The organism is Steroidobacter gossypii, from assembly GCF_016801985.1.
Classification (GTDB): domain Bacteria; phylum Pseudomonadota; class Gammaproteobacteria; order Steroidobacterales; family Steroidobacteraceae; genus Steroidobacter; species Steroidobacter gossypii.
This window is the reverse complement of the sequence record NZ_JAEVLS010000002.1, coordinates 1049673-1064379: the sequence shown is the minus strand read 5'-3', so window position 1 is coordinate 1064379 and position 14707 is coordinate 1049673. Positions and strand designations below refer to the sequence as shown.

Sequence of the window (14707 nt, the reverse complement as noted above, 5' to 3'; positions counted from 1 at the left end):
ACCCGTTGGGAGCTTCGAACATGTCGGCATGTCACTCGCGCGCGGCGCGCCTTTCGCTTTTTGCCAGCTGTATCGCGGTTATTCCCTACGTTACCGTAGCCGCCGCAGCCGAGCCCGGCCGTCCGCTGGAAGAGATCGTCGTCACCGCGCCTTACGGCATCGGCATCGATCCAGCGCTGGTTCCCGCCCATGTCCAGCGAGCGACGGCGGAGCAACTCGAGCGTTCGCACGCCCTCGATCTCACCGACTTCCTCAATCGAGGCTTTTCCAGCGTGAACATCAATCACGCGCAGAACAACCCGCTGCAGCCGGATTTCAACTTCCGTGGCTTCACGGCGTCGCCGCTGCTCGGTCTGCCGCAGGGCCTCGCCGTGTATCAGAACGGCGTGCGGATCAACGAGCCATTCGGCGACACCATCAACTGGGACCTGGTGCCGATCTCCGCGCTCGAGTCGGTGCAGCTGATGGCCGGCACGCAGCCGGTGTTCGGCTTGAATACCTTAGGGGGCGCGCTGTCGCTTCGGATGAAAAACGGCTTCACCCATGAAGGCACTCAGGCCGAACTGTATGGCGGCTCCTTCGCACGCCGCGCCGGGTCCATTCAATCCGGCGGCAATAACGGGCGTTGGGGCTATTACGGCAACATCGACTACTTCGAGGAAGACGGCTGGCGGGACTACTCGAAATCCGATGCGCTCCGCGTGTTCACGACGCTGAGCGGCCGAGGCGATGACTGGACGCTCGACTTGAGCGGCGCCTACGGCAAAACCGAGCTGCGCGGCAACGGCTCCTCGCCGGTCGAGCTGCTGGCGATCGACCGGGAGCAGGTGTTCACCCATCCGGACCTGACCGAGAACACCCAGGTGCAGCTGATCCTGGAAGGCTCGCGCAAGCTTTCCGATCGTTTGCAGATCGCGGGCAACGTGTTCTATCGGGACATCGACACCGACACGTTCAACGGCGACGGCACCATCTTCGAAGAGTGCGAAGTGGATGGCGAAGAATTGCTGGTCGAGGAGGAGTTCACCGACGTGGACGGAAACGGAGAATGCTCCTCCGGCGCGGATGCGGACATCGAGCTGGTGCTGGATCTGAACGGCGCGCCCATCGAAGCGGAACTGGACGATGAAGAGCTCGATGCGGTCAACAATATCGGCCGGCGGCGCCAGCAGAGCCATGGCGCCTCCGCTCAGCTGGCCCTCAACTCCACTTTGTTCGGCGGCGAGAACGATCTGACGCTGGGCTTCGCATTCAGCGAGGGCCGCTCTTCGTTCGACTCCATGATGGAAGTCGCGCGACTGCTGGAGAATCGCGCCACCTCGCGCACCGGCATCTTCGCCGAGGAGTTCATCACCGACGTGAGCAGCGAGGTGACCAGCGCCAGCCTCTACTTCGCGGATACTTTGAGTTTATCCAAGCGCGTCGCCGTCACCGTCTCGGGTCGCTTCGACAATACCCGCATCCGGCTCGAGGATGAGACGGGACAGAGTCCGGAGCTCAATGGCAGCCACGAGTTTCAGCGGTTCAACCCGGCCGCGGGCATCACGTTTCAACCGACCTCCGCACTGACGCTGTACGCGAGCTATGGACAATCGACGCGTGCGCCCTCGCCCGTCGAGCTGGCGTGCGCCAGTGAAGATGCGCCCTGCAATCTTCCCAACGCCTTTCTCGCCGACCCGCCGCTGGATGAGGTGGTCGCCAAGAGTTGGGAAGCCGGGCTGCGTGGCACGCTCGGCCGGGAGATCCGTTGGCATCTCGGCGGCTTTCACACCGTCAACAACGACGACATCCTGTTTCAGACGACCGGCGGCGCGCAGGCGAACGTGGGATTCTTCGATAACGTGAGCGACACGCGCCGCGCCGGCCTCGAGCTCAGCCTGTCACAACGTTGGTCGCGACTGCATTGGTTCATCGACTACAGCCTGGTCGACGCCACCTTCGAAGACACCTTCATCGTCAACAGCCCCAATCATCCCATCTTCGACGACCCGCCGGACTCGGGTGCGATCGTCGGCGACGACAAATTGCTGGTCCGCTCGGGTGCGACCATTCCCGGCATTCCCGAGCATCAAGCGAACCTCGGCCTGGATTTCCGGTTCACCGATCGCTTCAGCCTCGGCGCCGACGTCGTGGTGCGCTCGGGCGTTTATCTGCGGGGCGACGAAGCCAACCTGCTCGGCAAGACGGATTCCTATTCGATTCTGAATCTGCGCGGCGAGTATCGGATCGGCGACGCGGTCACCGTGTTTGCACGAGTCGAGAACGTGTTCGACGAGGATTACGAAACGTTCGGCCTGCTGGGCGAGCCCGATGAAGTGTTCGAAGACTTCGAGGATCCGCGCTTCTTCGGCGCCGGCCCGCCGTTGGGCGCGTGGCTGGGAGTCAAGATCAAGCTCTAGATTCCACAGTCACGGTTTGCCCATCGACTCGAACAGATCGCCGCGGGCCTTGCGCTCGCCGATCGATCGCATGCATTTGGGCGGGTTCGGCGCACCGACCAGCGCGTTCGGATCCTTGATGGTAGGAAAGCGCAGCTCGGTAAAGCAGTTCTCGTTGTGCCAGATCAGCGTGCGGCCACTCACTGGATCGTGGTCGATGTCGCCCGCTTTTCGCCGCGGCGTCTCGAAGACCGACGGCGCCATCGTGGAGCCCGCCCGTTCGCGCTCGACCGGCCCGAGCGGATGATAGCTACCATCTTTGATCGCCTTCGCCACCACCGCAGTCGCCGCGGCATCCAGTGAGCCACGCCAGTCCCTAATGGGAGCCGTGGGCGCGACGCTTTCGGTCGGCGGCAATGCCGGTGCGGGTGGCGCTTCGATGAGACGCGGCATGCGCATCGTCGGCTCGGGCATGGTCTGCAGCGTTGAGATTGCAGGCTCCGTTCGGTCAGTCTCGTCGACCTCGACCAATGTGAGCGCGCGTGGTTCAGCGCCGGTTTCCCGGCGAGTGAACCGCGCGTTGAGAGCAAACAAGAGCACTATCACATGCAGTGTGACAACGAGCGCGCCCACGCATACGCGTGCAGCGGTGTTGCCCACTGTCATCCCCATGCAACATCTCCGTGTGTTCTGAGCACCCGTGCAGCGAGCGCGCCGCGAGTCTCTATACGATTGTGACTTCGGCGGAGAGTTCCCTCCTCCTATCAAATGTTAAGCACGGCGCGGCTTTGACTCTGGAACTGTTTACCCTCACCAAGCGCTACAAAAAGCGAGAGTTGCCATTCGCACTCCAAGCGCTGTATCCCTTTTTCTCGTCGAGGTCTTCAGTGAAACGCCCTCTTTCCCTGGCTGCCATCGCCGCAGCTACCTTGTTGCAGGGATTTGCCCCATCGTCCGTGTCGTCCCGGACTACCGAAGCGACCGGCTCCGATCCAACTTCCTCCAATGCGACAGCGGGTCTCAATCCCGTCACCGCAGTGACGATCTGCCCGACGCCTGGCGGTTGTGGAAGCAACGGTGAGGGCCTGGCCAGAGGTGAAGAGATCGGCGTCGAGAAGAATGCCCCGCAAGTGGAAGGACATCCGCTCACATCCGTGGTGGTCACTCAGTGCAACCTGGTCGTGGCCGTGTACATGACCATGCCCGACGGTCGTCTGCTGCGCTTCGACAGCAAGGCGGATGTCGAGGCGGAGCAGTTGGTCAACATGGCTTATACCGCGACCCGAAGCGAACGCGTCGAAGTGTCCTGCCAGGGCCTGGGGCCCTCGGGCTTCGAAACTCACGAGCCGGTTTAACGCCCCGGCTCGCGTCAGCGCGCCTGATCGACACGTGGATCGATCATCAACGTGGCTATCTCGGCTGCGGCGGTGCCAGCATCCTCGGCATCGTTGCCATCGCGCTGTTCGACGCTCTGCATGAGCAGATGGAGCTGCTGGTAACGCTGCCATTGCACCGGATCGAGGGTCGGCTCCCAAGCGCCCGGTGACGTGCGCGTCAGCTGGCGCTGTCGCCACTCGGCCGAACCCAATCGATCCGTCGACATCAGAAGAGCGCCGCCCGCGGCATCATCTCGATAGACGAGATGAGCAGCGGGAGCGCTGTCGATGGTGTTTTCAACCACCAGAACGCCGCGTGAGATCGGCGGGCGACGCGTGCCGGCGCCGGCGAGCGCAAATGTTTCCGTGCGGCGCGTGATTGTTTCTGTCTGCCAGGAGTCTTTGGAGCGGTAGACGACGCGAAACTGCGCAGGAGAATCCGGCGCGTCCGACCAGTAACTCACGATGTACGGCTGCCCGCGCGCGTCCGTGGCAATCCAGGGAGGGTTCATCAAATTGTGCCGCATCGGAATCTTCGCAACGTAAGCGTCCGCGGCAACGGTGATGGGCATGGTCAAGGCGGCGCGCTCGCTCGAACGCCAGCTCGCTCCGCCGTCGGCGGAGAATGCATAGGCGAGATCATGATTCGTGGCGACATCCGGCGTGTCGCGCCATAGCCAGGCGAGGTGCACGCCTCCACCGCTGTCGACGGTCAAGTTCCAGTACGGACTCCGCTGGCCCTCACCGTCGATGAGATTCGATTGCACCGTTCGCCAAGCGCGCTGCCTCACCGAGTATCGATTGAGCACCAGGCGACCACGCCCCGACTGCCCGTCGCGATACAAGAACAGCAAGTCACCATCGCCCAGCAGATGGAATTCCGGATAACTGACTCGCGTTTCGGCGACACCCGTCATGTACGGCACACGCGCAAGCTCCAGCTCGAGTGGCCGCACACCGCGCGCGTAGTTCAGAGGATTGTCGTGCTGATCCCAGCCGACATGCAGAATGCCGGCGCCATCGACCGCAATGCTGATGGAGTTATGCGCGTCCTTGACGTTTCCCTTGAAGGCAGTGCGCTGAGTGATCCACTCACCGCCGTCCAATGAGCGTCGCCCCAGGACCAGATGATGATCGTTGTCGTAGTACGCAGCGAACTGCATGCGGCCATGGGTGAACAACGAGTGCCTGCGATTCGCGACGACATTCACCGAGCTGCCGGAATACGCAGGGCCGATGGTGAGCAAGCGCGCGTGGACTTCGTCTGCTCGCGCGTGCACCGCCATCGATGCGGCCACGAAGCAGGCCACCACCGCGAGAAGCCGCGAACGGCTGACGCTGCGCCGAGTCCTGCTGTCCATGCTATTCCGGATCGATGAAGCTGTTGATCGACAGTCGTCCGGTGCGAGGATCGGGATTCGGCACGAAGCTGCGATCGATGGATCCAGAATGCAGTGAGTTACGCCGATACACGAGCATGCGATTGAACACGCTCTCCGCGCGCGCCACCTGCTCGAAGATCGCGGTGTCCCCGTTGATGTACTCCGCGGCGGGCCGGTCGAGCCCGCCGCACTCGGCCTCGAGGGCCTGCGAATAGGCGGGCCGGCGCGATTCGTCCAGGTATTCATATCCGGTGGCGCGATGACGATAAAATGCCGTGCCGCCCAGATTCTGTTTGAAAAGATAATGAATGGTCGCCACCCCTTCGGGCGCGAACGAATCCACATGAGGCAGACGCTGCGGCAAGCTCAGCTCGGCGGGCGGCGTCGTCACCAGCGAGTAGTGACACATGCTGAGCCGCAGGGACTCACAGACCATGCCGAAATGCTCGGCCAGCAGCGGCCGCAGCCGGGTCGCCAGAAAATGTTCATAGGACGGCGGCGCCTTGGCCCGGATTCCCGGATAGAAGCGACCGCCCGGCCCGAACTGCGTCTTGGCCGCCCGGCTGACGAGCCGCTCCGGCTCGGCCACGAAGTTGTCGATCACCAGCAGCGGCGCCTGCTCGCGGCCAATGGCGAGCCTTTCGATCCGAATGTCTGGGTGGAGCTCCAGAATCACGCGTCCTTCCCCTTCCCTCGAGGTGCCGCTACCCTGGCATTTTAAGATCATCGCGGCAACACCCGAGTCCATCGTTCTTCATCATGACCGCAACCAGAGGGCCCTCGACAGCACGGCGTCCGCTGTGGCGACTGCGCAGGCCCGAACATCGCCCGCCCTCGCCGCTGCCCGATTTCTCCGCTACGCGACTGCTCCAATCCGTTTCGCCACGGGTGCGTCTGCATCCTGGCAAGTCGGGCATCGTCGAGCTTCGTGATGGCCGCGATGCATTCGCGGCCCGAGCGCTCCTGGCGGATGCAGCCGAGCGCACCCTCGATATCCAGTACTACATCTGGCGCAACGATATGTCGGGCATCTTGCTGTTCGACGCCCTGCGCCGCGCTGCCGACCGCGGGGTGCGAGTTCGGCTGCTGCTCGATGACAACAACACGGCCGGGCTCGATCCGCTGCTCAGCGCGCTCAACGCGCATCCGAAAATCGAGGTGCGCCTGTTCAATCCGTTCGGGTTGCGCCGCTGGCGAGTGCTCAACTACTTCACGGATTTCGCGCGCCTCAATCGCCGCATGCACAACAAGACGTTCACGGCAGACAACCAGGTCACCATCGTCGGCGGCCGCAATATCGGGGATGAATATTTCGACGCACATCAGGACTTCGCCTTCGTGGATCTGGATGTGCTGGCGATCGGCCCAGTGGTCGAGGATGTGTCCAAGGATTTCGAGCGCTACTGGCACAGCGCCTCGTCCTATCCCGCCGAGTCGATCTTGCCCAATGTCGACACCGCCGCGATTCGCGAGATCAGCGCTGCGGCCGAGGCCGTCGTGGCAAGCCCAGCATCGCAAACGTACATGCGTGCATTGGAGACCTCGCGCTTCGTGCACGACCTGCTGGCCGGCACGCTCGGCTATCGATGGGCAGTGACTCACATGGTGAGCGACGATCCGGCCAAAGGTTTGGGGCGACGTGGACCGCGTGGCACGCTCCTGCAGCGGCTCGAAGAAGTTCTGGGAACGCCGCGGCACGAACTTCAACTCATCTCGCCGTACCTCGTGCCTACCGCGGAAGGCGCCAAAATGCTCGCGAGCCTCGCGCAACGAGGCGTCAAGATCACGATCCTGACCAATTCGCTCGACGCCACCGACGTGACGGCGGTGCATGCGGGATACGCGAAACGCCGGCGCCGGATGCTCCAAAGCGGCATCACGATCTACGAGCTGATGCGAACCACCTGGCATCGCGCGCGGGGCGATCGCAGGATTACCGGCAGCTCCGGCTCGAGCTTGCACGCCAAGACTTTCTCGGTCGATCGCACGCGTGTGTTCATCGGCTCGTTCAATCTGGATCCGCGCTCGGCTGCGCTAAACACCGAGATCGGATTCATCATGGAATGTCCCGAGCTGGCCGAAGACATCGCCTCGGGCCTCGCCAGTCGCTTCCCGGAACGTTGTTATCAGGTGCAATTGCGCACCGGCGGCCGGCTCGCATGGATCGAGCCGCGCGAGGATCTGAAGATCGTTCATCACCACGAGCCCAACGCACCGTGGTGGCGTAGAGCTTTCGTGTCGCTGCTTGCCCTACTGCCGATCGAATGGCTGCTCTGAAGCAAGTAGGAGTTGCGCGCTGCAACTCTTTGCGCGGCTCGTTCGTGTTCAGAAGTAGCAGCCACAACAAGAGCGCGTATGAGTTACAACGTACTCGTCGCGGAACCCCGCGACAGCCACTGGGCGTCGATCGCCAACGGCGTGCGTCGGCGCCAGCCCGAAGCCGAGATCCTGCGAGTGAAAGATGGCGAGCAAGCCGTGCGCTTCCTGTTTCAGCGAGGCTTGCTGACCGAGGAGCCCGATACACCGGATCTGATCGTGCTCGCGGCGGACCTGCCGCTCGTCCCGGTGAACGCCATCCTTGCCCGCCTGCGCCAGCATCCCAGAACCCGCACCGTGCCGGTGATCTTCATGTGGCCCGACTGCGGCGACGATGACTCGGACGACGGCCCGCCAGAAAGCCAGCAGTGGCTGCATCCGCAGCCGGACGTGCTCGTCATCCTAGGCACGCACCGACTCGACAAGGAAGTCGCCGACGCAATCCATCAGCTCAGCGCGAAGCGCTCGCTCGGCTGAGCAAAACAAACATTCCGAAGCTCAGGCCGCCTCGGCGATGCGATGTTCGTAATAAGGCCGGTGACGCTGGCTCAGGATCTCAAACAGATCCTTGGCGGTGCGTCCGCGCGGTGCGAGCCACGCGAGCGCCGCTTCCCGGGTGAGATTGATGGGACAGCGGTTGTGGCCGGCCTGGGCGACCTCGGATGGCGGCTCGTCGGTGATGAGCGCCATGGAATACAGCTCTTCGGGACCGCGCTGCCATCGGGACCAGATGCAGGGGACCAGCATTTGCGTGGCGTCCTGAGGATTGAACTGGAGCACGACGTTCTCCGGTCGCTCGCCCTCCTTCAGCTCGCGTCCCTGCATGTCGTGGAGTTTGACGTTCTCTCGGAACCCGTCGAGAACCAGCAAGCCGTGATACTTGCCGAACACGGGACGCCACCAATCCTCGAGTGAGTCGATGCGCGCGTTGTAATTTCCTTGCAGGCGCTTGTCCATGTCCGGCGCATGACCGGGCAGTCGGCAGTGATAGCGCATGGGCGCGATCTGCCGTTGCCCGTCGGCCTCGACGATCAACGGGCCATAGTGCATCGGATACATGACCGCGTCTTCCTCGGTCGGCTCGGCACCGCGAAAATCGTTCAGCCATTTCAAGCGCTGCTCGATCTTGTCCGCCGACACCTGCAGATCCTTCTGCGCGGCCTTGGTGACCTTCTGCGCCAGCTTGCGTTGCGCGTCGGCATGTCGCCGACGCTGCTCGAAAATCTCGGTCTGCCATTCAGTGGTGCGCTGCTGGCGATAAGTCTCGATCGCGGCAACGATGGGCGCGGCCGCTGGGTCGTTCATGCCGAGAAATTGCCGATCCACGGCGATCGGCAGCTTGAACGCCTTCGGATCGCCCACCCGAGCCTCGTAGACGCGCTGAAAGGCGGCCATGTCGAGGCGAGCGCCCAACTCGCGTTCCAGACGACGTAAGTCCGCGGCGACCAGCGCTGCGTAACACATGAGAGAACACCTGACACAACGACTTGCTGTAGATCAAGATCATGCCATGAGCGCCTGAACCTCGACCCAAAAAAAATTCAACGCGCGATCAGCCGCTTACCCCACCACGGGGGATCGACGACGCATTTATGCCGGTCTAGCTTCTTCCACCGCCGGCCAAAGCGATCTAGGATCTGTACATCCGTACAGTGCAACGCTTCGTCATGCCGGACCGGCCCGATCACATTTGTTGTCCCACTTGCAATGGCACCGTGTTCCAGCGCGTGGTGTTCACGCGCGCGGACGGATCGCGAGTGACGACGGCCCTGTTCTCCTGCGCCAATTGCACGATCGTGTGTCTGGATCCCGTCGCGTTGACGCGCGCGTTCGAAGATCGACCCAAAGCGCGGCGGCCGCCATCGAGCAGCCCGGCCATACAAGCGTGGTCGAAGATCAATCAGCGCCGCCGGGAACGGGAGTGAGCGATGAACACCGTCACGCTCGCCGACATTCCGCTGCTGTGGCGTGCAGAGTCGCTCGCGCCCGTTCAATCTCAATGCGTCTCGACCGGCTACCAGCCCTTGGATCGAGCCCTCGGCGGCGGCTGGCCGCTGCCCTCGCTCATCGAATTGCTGTGTGACGATCATGGCATTGGCGAGCTGAGACTGCTCGTCGGCCTGCTGCGCACGGCGCAGGGCGCCTCGGCGCTTACGGCCCCCAAAATCGTGTTGTGGTTGTCGCCTCCATTCGAATTGCACGCGATCGCACTCACTCAATACGGCCTCGCGCCCAACGACCATTGGGTGTGTTCGATATCGCAACCCGCCGACCTGCAATGGGCGATGACTCAGGCGCTGCGCTCGGGCGCGTGTCTCGCAGTCATCGCATGGACGCGGCACTTGAAGCCTGCGGCGTTACGAACGCTCAAGCTCGCCGCCATGACGGGCCGGAGCGTGGGCGTGTTGTTTCGACCGACGAGTGAGACTCGTCTCGCCTCGCCAGCCACGCTGCGAATCGCGCTCCGGCCGCAAGTGGACGAGCTCGAGCTTGCGATTCTGAAGATGCAAGGCCGCCGACCCAGCATCGTGCGCATTGCGCCTTCCGATGTGGATCGCGTCACGCGCGAGGCGAGATAGCGATGGCCGCCTCCGCTCAACTGCTGCTGTTCGAAGTGCCGGCTCGGCCGGTGACGCCGCCGCCGCGGCTCACGGAATCTTTGCCGGCGCCCCCCCCTGCGCCCTCTGCCTCACGGCGCCGATCGCAGGCGTGGCTGGCCTTGCACTTTGCCAATCTGTCACTCGCAGCGGCCTATAACGCGGCGCCGTTGGATCGACGTGCGATGCTCGATGGTTCAGCGTGGGCCGTGATCGACGACGATCGGTTGAAACATGTGGTGGCTTGCAATGAGCAGGCTTGGAACCAGGGCGTTCGCCCCGGTCATCGCATGAATGCCGCGATCGCCTTGTGCAGCTCGCTCACGCTGATCTCACGCGATGCTTCAGCCGAGGCACGCCTGCTCGAACGTATCGCGGACGAATGCCTGAAGTACACCTCGGCGGTCAGCATGCAGCCGCCGAATGAAGTGTTGCTGGAAGTGCGCGGCAGTTTTCGTTTGTTTGGCGGACACGCCGCACTCATGGAGCGCATACAAGCCGATCTCAGCGGGCTCAATGCAGGTCTGCAACTCGCTCTCGCCCCCACCGCTCGAAGCGCGCAGTGGCTTGCTCGAGCCTACAGCGCGCCGCGCGTCTGCCTGCCACGCGAGCTCGCGGAGGCGCTCGGCTCGCTGCCGATCGCAAGCCTGCAATGGCCTTTGCCGATCGAACTGCAATTGACGCGCTTCGGCGTGACGACGCTTGCGGATCTGATGCGATTGTCGCGCAAGGATCTGGCCCGGCGTATCGGCGCCGGGCCGGTTCGCGAGCTGCAACAGGCCATGGGCCGCACGGCCTGGCTGCATCATGGGTGGTCGACACCGCCCAGTTATCACGATCGGATTCTGCTGGACTTCGAGATTGAAACGACGGCGCTGCTCGAGAAACTGTTGGAACGTCCGCTGGCTCGCTTGAAACGCACACTGATTGGCTCGGCCCGCAGCATCGACGAGCTTCTGATCACGTTGAAACACCGCGAAGGCTCCACGCCCGTAGCGATTCGTCTACAGCAGGCAACGGCCGATACGGCGCATGTGGCCACCTTGCTGCGCGAACACCTCGATCGATTGGTGCTGCGTGCGCCAGTGCGTGAAGTGTTGATCGACGCGCCTCGATTGCTCGTGGCCCATCCCCGCAATCAGTCGCTTGCCATGGACCCGGCCACGCGCACGGATGTTCCCTCTGCGTCCGAGCTCAAAGCTCGTCTGCTCGAGCAGTTGCAGAGTCGTTTTGGTGTGAATGCGATTCGCGCATTGACCGTCCGCGCTCATCATCTGCCGGAACGAGCGCAGTGCGCGGAGCCGCCGTCGCAAACATTGACGGCCATCTCCACCCCGCCCCGTTTGCCCCGGCGACCGCTGTGGCTGTTTCGCGAGCCGAGACCTGCAACACGCGAATATCGTCAGGGGATGTTTCGGATCGAATCGAGCCCGGAGACGATCGAGACCGAGGCTTGGGAAGGCGCGAGCGTGCGGCGCGCGTATTACCGAGCGCGCAGGCGAGACGGCGTGGCTTGCTGGATCTTCCGCGACTTGATGTCCCCTCATCAATGGTTCGTGCACGGGCTGTTTGGATGAGCGATGTACGCCGAGCTGCACGCCTTGAGCAACTTCTCATTCCTGAGAGGCGCGTCGTTTCCTGAGGAACTGGTCGAGCGCGCGGCGGAACTGGGCTATCGCGCCATCGCCATCACCGACGAGTGCAGCGTCGCGGGCGTAGTGCGCGCCCATGAGGCCGCTAAAAAACACAACCTTCCTCTGATCGTGGGCGCGACGCTCACGTGCGCCGACGGGTTGACCGTCATCGCGCTTGCGCAGTCCCGTCGTGGTTACGGCCACCTGTGTCGCCTGATCACAAAGGCGCGGCGCGCGGCCGTCAAAGGCACATACACACTCGAGCGCGCCTGGCTGGACGGCGCGCTCGATGAGTGTTGTTTGATATGGCTGCCCGGCGATGACGACGCGGAAGGCGATGGCGACTGGCTGCGGACGAAATTTCCAGGCCGCCTCTGGATTGGCGTGGAGCTGCATCACGACGGCCATGATCGCGAGCACGTCGATCGCGCACGCCACCTGTCGCAAACACTGAACCTGCCCGTGACTGCCTGCGGCGGCGTACTGATGCACGTACGCGATCGCAAGCCGCTCCTGGATGTGCTGACCGCGATCCGTCTGCGCACTCCGTTGTCACAGTGCGGGTATGCGCTCGAACCCAACCGCGATCGGCACCTCCACGCCATCAAGACGCTGGCGGCGCGCTATCCCGCCGAGTGGCTGGTTGAAAGCGTCCGCGTGGCCGAGCAATGTCAATTTTCGTTGGATGAGATCAAATATCAGTTCCCCGCCGAGTTGGTCCCGGCAGGACATACGGCCGCGAGCTGGCTGCGCAAGCTGTCGTACGAAGGCGCGGCTGAGCGCTGGCCCGAGCAGATTCCCGAGCACGTGCAGACACTGCTCGAACACGAGCTCTCGCTGGTCGCCGAACTGCGCTACGAACATTTCTTCTTGACCGTCCATGACCTGGTGAGATTCGCCAGAAGCCGCGGCATCCTGTGCCAGGGACGCGGCTCGGCCGCCAACTCCGTCATCTGCTACTGCCTCGGCATCACCATCGTCGATCCGTCGCGGCAGTCGGTGCTGTTCGAGCGCTTCATCAGCAAGGAGCGCCACGAGCCGCCCGATATCGACGTGGACTTCGAACACGAACGCCGCGAAGAAGTCATGCAGTATCTATACGAGCGCTATGGCCGTCATCGCGCCGGCATCGCCGCGACCGTCATCACGTATCGATTGAAGAGCGCACTTCGGGACGTTGGCAAAGCGCTCGGCTTCGACCTGCTGCAGATCGAACGCTTGATTGGCGCGTTGGCTCGACGCGAAACCGACGACCCGCAGGAGCTGCCGAACTGGCTTGCCGAAGCCGGTTTCGATGCCGGCAATCCCATGGTGGAACGGTTGATGCAACTGGTGGCCGAGATCGTGCGGTTCCCGCGCCATCTCTCCCAACACGTGGGCGGATTTGTGATCGCTGCGCAGCGGTTGGATGAGCTGGTGCCCATCGAGAACGCCAGCATGCCGAATCGAACTGTCATTCAGTGGGACAAGGACGATCTCGAATCGCTGGGATTGCTGAAGGTGGACGTGCTTGCCTTGGGGATGCTGACGGCCATTCGCCGGACGCTCGAACTGCACAATCGCGCCACCGGCGACTCACTGACCATGAGAACGATCCCGAGCGAGGATCCGCAGACCTACGAAATGTTTTGTCGCGCGGATACAGTCGGCGTGTTTCAGATCGAATCGCGTGCTCAGATGTCGATGCTGCCTCGACTGCAGCCGCGGCAATTCTACGATCTGGTGATCGAGATCGGTCTGGTGCGCCCCGGTCCCATCGTCGGCGACATGGTGCATCCCTACTTGCGCCGACGCATGGGCCTGGAGCCCACCACCTATCCGAGCGAAGCGGTGCGCAGGGTGCTCGAACGCACCAATGGCGTTCCTATCTGGCAGGAACAAGCCATGGAGCTGGCGGTCGTGGCCGCGGGCTTTACGCTGGGCGAAGCCGATGCGCTTCGTCGAGCGATGGCCGCATGGCGCCGCCACGGCAACCTGGCGGGGTTTCACGAGAAGCTGCTACGAGGATTGCGAGAGCGCGGCTACAGCGAGCAGTTCGCCGATCAACTATGGCGACAGCTGCAAGGATTTTCGGCCTATGGCTTTCCCGAAAGTCACGCCGCCAGTTTCGCCGCCATCGCCTATGCCAGCGGCTGGCTGAAATGCCATTCGCCGGCGGCGTTCGCCGCGGGCCTGATCAACAGTCAGCCGATGGGCTTCTACACGCCGTCGCAGATCGTTCGTGACGTTCGGGAACACGGCGTCGAGGTTCGCGCCATCGATGTGACCCGAAGCGAATGGGACTGCACGCTCGAAGTCGATTCGCCGGGACGAGCACCAGCGTTGCGACTCGGGCTGCGGCTGGTCAAGGGCTTGGGCGAAGCGGCAGTCGCGCAGTTGCTGAGCGCACGCAACGCTCGCCCATTCTCCGACACGGGCGATCTGGTTCACCGCAGTCAGTTGTCTCGCCGCGATCTGGAATTATTGGCCGGCGCGAATGCGCTGTCTGCGCTGGCGGGCAACCGTCATCACGCTGCTTGGACGCTTGCCGGCGTGGAAACCGACTATGCGCTGTTGGCCGATGCGCCGCCGAACGAAGCCACTCCCCTGCTGCGCTCTCCCAGCGAAGGTCAAAACATCCTGGCGGATTTCCGCAGCACGGGGCTATCGCTACGTCGCCATCCGGTGGCGCTGCTGCGCGACCGTCTGATTCGACGGCGCATCCAATCCACTCGGGAGGTGCTGGACTCCGAACATGGCGCCGAGGTTCGCTTCGTCGGGCTGGTCACGCTGCGTCAGACCCCGAGCACCGCCAACCACACGACTTTCATGACTGTCGAAGATGAAACCGGCATCGTGCAAATCATTGTCTGGAATCGAGTCGCGCAAGCGTTTCGCGCGGCCTTTCTGGGCGCTTCGCTACTGGAGGTTCGCGGCACGTTCCAGCACGAGAGCGGCGTCAAAACCGTCGTGGCGCAGGCGTTATTCGACCACAGCCACTGGCTGGGCGTCCTGCGTGTGCCGTCACGCGACTTTCATTGACGC

Annotated in this window: 12 protein-coding genes; 8 read left to right on the top strand and 4 right to left on the bottom strand. The window is 63.1% G+C overall.

Annotated elements, in window-relative coordinates:
- The first annotated feature begins 20 nt into the window (after window positions 1-20).
- Window positions 21-2399, top strand: a complete 2379-nt coding sequence (locus JM946_RS11835) for a TonB-dependent receptor (protein ID WP_203167485.1) — start codon at window positions 21-23, stop codon at window positions 2397-2399.
- Window positions 2400-2408: 9 nt separating this feature from the next.
- Here the strand turns inward: JM946_RS11835 and JM946_RS11830 are convergent, their stop codons facing one another.
- Window positions 2409-2909, bottom strand: coding sequence for a hypothetical protein (locus JM946_RS11830; protein ID WP_203167484.1), 501 nt, complete (start codon window positions 2907-2909; stop codon window positions 2409-2411).
- A gap of 425 nt (window positions 2910-3334) precedes the next feature.
- On the opposite strand from JM946_RS11830, the gene JM946_RS11825 reads away from it, so the two are divergent.
- Window positions 3335-3733 carry a hypothetical protein gene (locus JM946_RS11825; RefSeq protein ID WP_203167483.1) on the top strand — a complete coding sequence of 133 codons (399 nt, stop codon included), beginning with the start codon at window positions 3335-3337 and terminating at the stop codon, window positions 3731-3733.
- A 14-nt stretch (window positions 3734-3747) separates the two neighbouring features.
- Here JM946_RS11825 and JM946_RS11820 read toward each other — a convergent pair whose 3' ends face one another.
- Entirely contained in the window at window positions 3748-5115 is a 1368-nt protein-coding gene (locus JM946_RS11820; RefSeq protein WP_203167482.1) for a BNR repeat-containing protein, read from the bottom strand.
- A 1-nt stretch (window position 5116) separates the two neighbouring features.
- Entirely contained in the window at window positions 5117-5812 is a 696-nt protein-coding gene (locus tag JM946_RS11815) for a DUF6445 family protein (protein WP_203167481.1), read from the bottom strand.
- 83 nt (window positions 5813-5895) lie between these two features.
- Between JM946_RS11815 and JM946_RS11810 the strand changes: the two genes are divergently transcribed.
- On the top strand, window positions 5896-7413 hold the full coding sequence (locus tag JM946_RS11810) for a phospholipase D family protein (protein ID WP_203167480.1): 1518 nt from the start codon (window positions 5896-5898) through the stop codon (window positions 7411-7413).
- A 78-nt stretch (window positions 7414-7491) separates the two neighbouring features.
- The gene (locus JM946_RS11805; RefSeq protein WP_203167479.1) at window positions 7492-7929 is read left to right on the top strand and encodes a response regulator; all 438 of its coding nucleotides are present in this window, start codon (window positions 7492-7494) and stop codon (window positions 7927-7929) included.
- Between the two features lie 21 nt (window positions 7930-7950).
- On the opposite strand, the gene JM946_RS11800 is transcribed toward JM946_RS11805, so the two are convergent.
- The gene (locus JM946_RS11800; RefSeq protein ID WP_203167478.1) at window positions 7951-8916 is read right to left on the bottom strand and encodes an SOS response-associated peptidase family protein; all 966 of its coding nucleotides are present in this window, start codon (window positions 8914-8916) and stop codon (window positions 7951-7953) included.
- A gap of 188 nt (window positions 8917-9104) precedes the next feature.
- On the opposite strand from JM946_RS11800, the gene JM946_RS11795 reads away from it, so the two are divergent.
- Genes JM946_RS11795 through JM946_RS11780 form a run of 4 tightly spaced genes read left to right on the top strand, consistent with a single transcriptional unit; the run spans window position 9105 to window position 14704 of the window.
- Window positions 9105-9377: a hypothetical protein gene (locus tag JM946_RS11795; RefSeq protein WP_203167477.1), complete on the top strand. Its 273-nt coding sequence runs from the start codon at window positions 9105-9107 to the stop codon at window positions 9375-9377.
- A gap of 3 nt (window positions 9378-9380) precedes the next feature.
- On the top strand, window positions 9381-10031 hold the full coding sequence (gene imuA / locus JM946_RS11790) for a translesion DNA synthesis-associated protein ImuA (RefSeq protein WP_203167476.1): 651 nt from the start codon (window positions 9381-9383) through the stop codon (window positions 10029-10031).
- A gap of 2 nt (window positions 10032-10033) precedes the next feature.
- Complete coding sequence (locus JM946_RS11785; protein WP_203167475.1) at window positions 10034-11626, top strand: Y-family DNA polymerase; 1593 nt, start codon at window positions 10034-10036, stop codon at window positions 11624-11626.
- A gap of 3 nt (window positions 11627-11629) precedes the next feature.
- Entirely contained in the window at window positions 11630-14704 is a 3075-nt protein-coding gene (locus JM946_RS11780; RefSeq protein ID WP_203167474.1) for an error-prone DNA polymerase, read from the top strand.
- Window positions 14705-14707: the final 3 nt, after the last annotated feature.

Bases quoted from the DNA above. Each gene is read 5' to 3' on its own strand.
- JM946_RS11835 (WP_203167485.1), top strand. From the start codon at position 21: ATGTCGGCATGTCACTCGCGCGCGGCGCGCCTTTCGCTTTTTGCCAGC.
- JM946_RS11820 (WP_203167482.1), bottom strand. From the start codon at position 5,115: ATGGACAGCAGGACTCGGCGCAGCGTCAGCCGTTCGCGGCTTCTCGCG.
- JM946_RS11810 (WP_203167480.1), top strand. From the start codon at position 5,896: ATGACCGCAACCAGAGGGCCCTCGACAGCACGGCGTCCGCTGTGGCGA.
- JM946_RS11805 (WP_203167479.1), top strand. From the start codon at position 7,492: ATGAGTTACAACGTACTCGTCGCGGAACCCCGCGACAGCCACTGGGCG.
- JM946_RS11800 (WP_203167478.1), bottom strand. From the start codon at position 8,916: ATGTGTTACGCAGCGCTGGTCGCCGCGGACTTACGTCGTCTGGAACGC.
- imuA (WP_203167476.1), top strand. From the start codon at position 9,381: ATGAACACCGTCACGCTCGCCGACATTCCGCTGCTGTGGCGTGCAGAG.
- JM946_RS11785 (WP_203167475.1), top strand. From the start codon at position 10,034: ATGGCCGCCTCCGCTCAACTGCTGCTGTTCGAAGTGCCGGCTCGGCCG.
- JM946_RS11780 (WP_203167474.1), top strand. From the start codon at position 11,630: ATGTACGCCGAGCTGCACGCCTTGAGCAACTTCTCATTCCTGAGAGGC.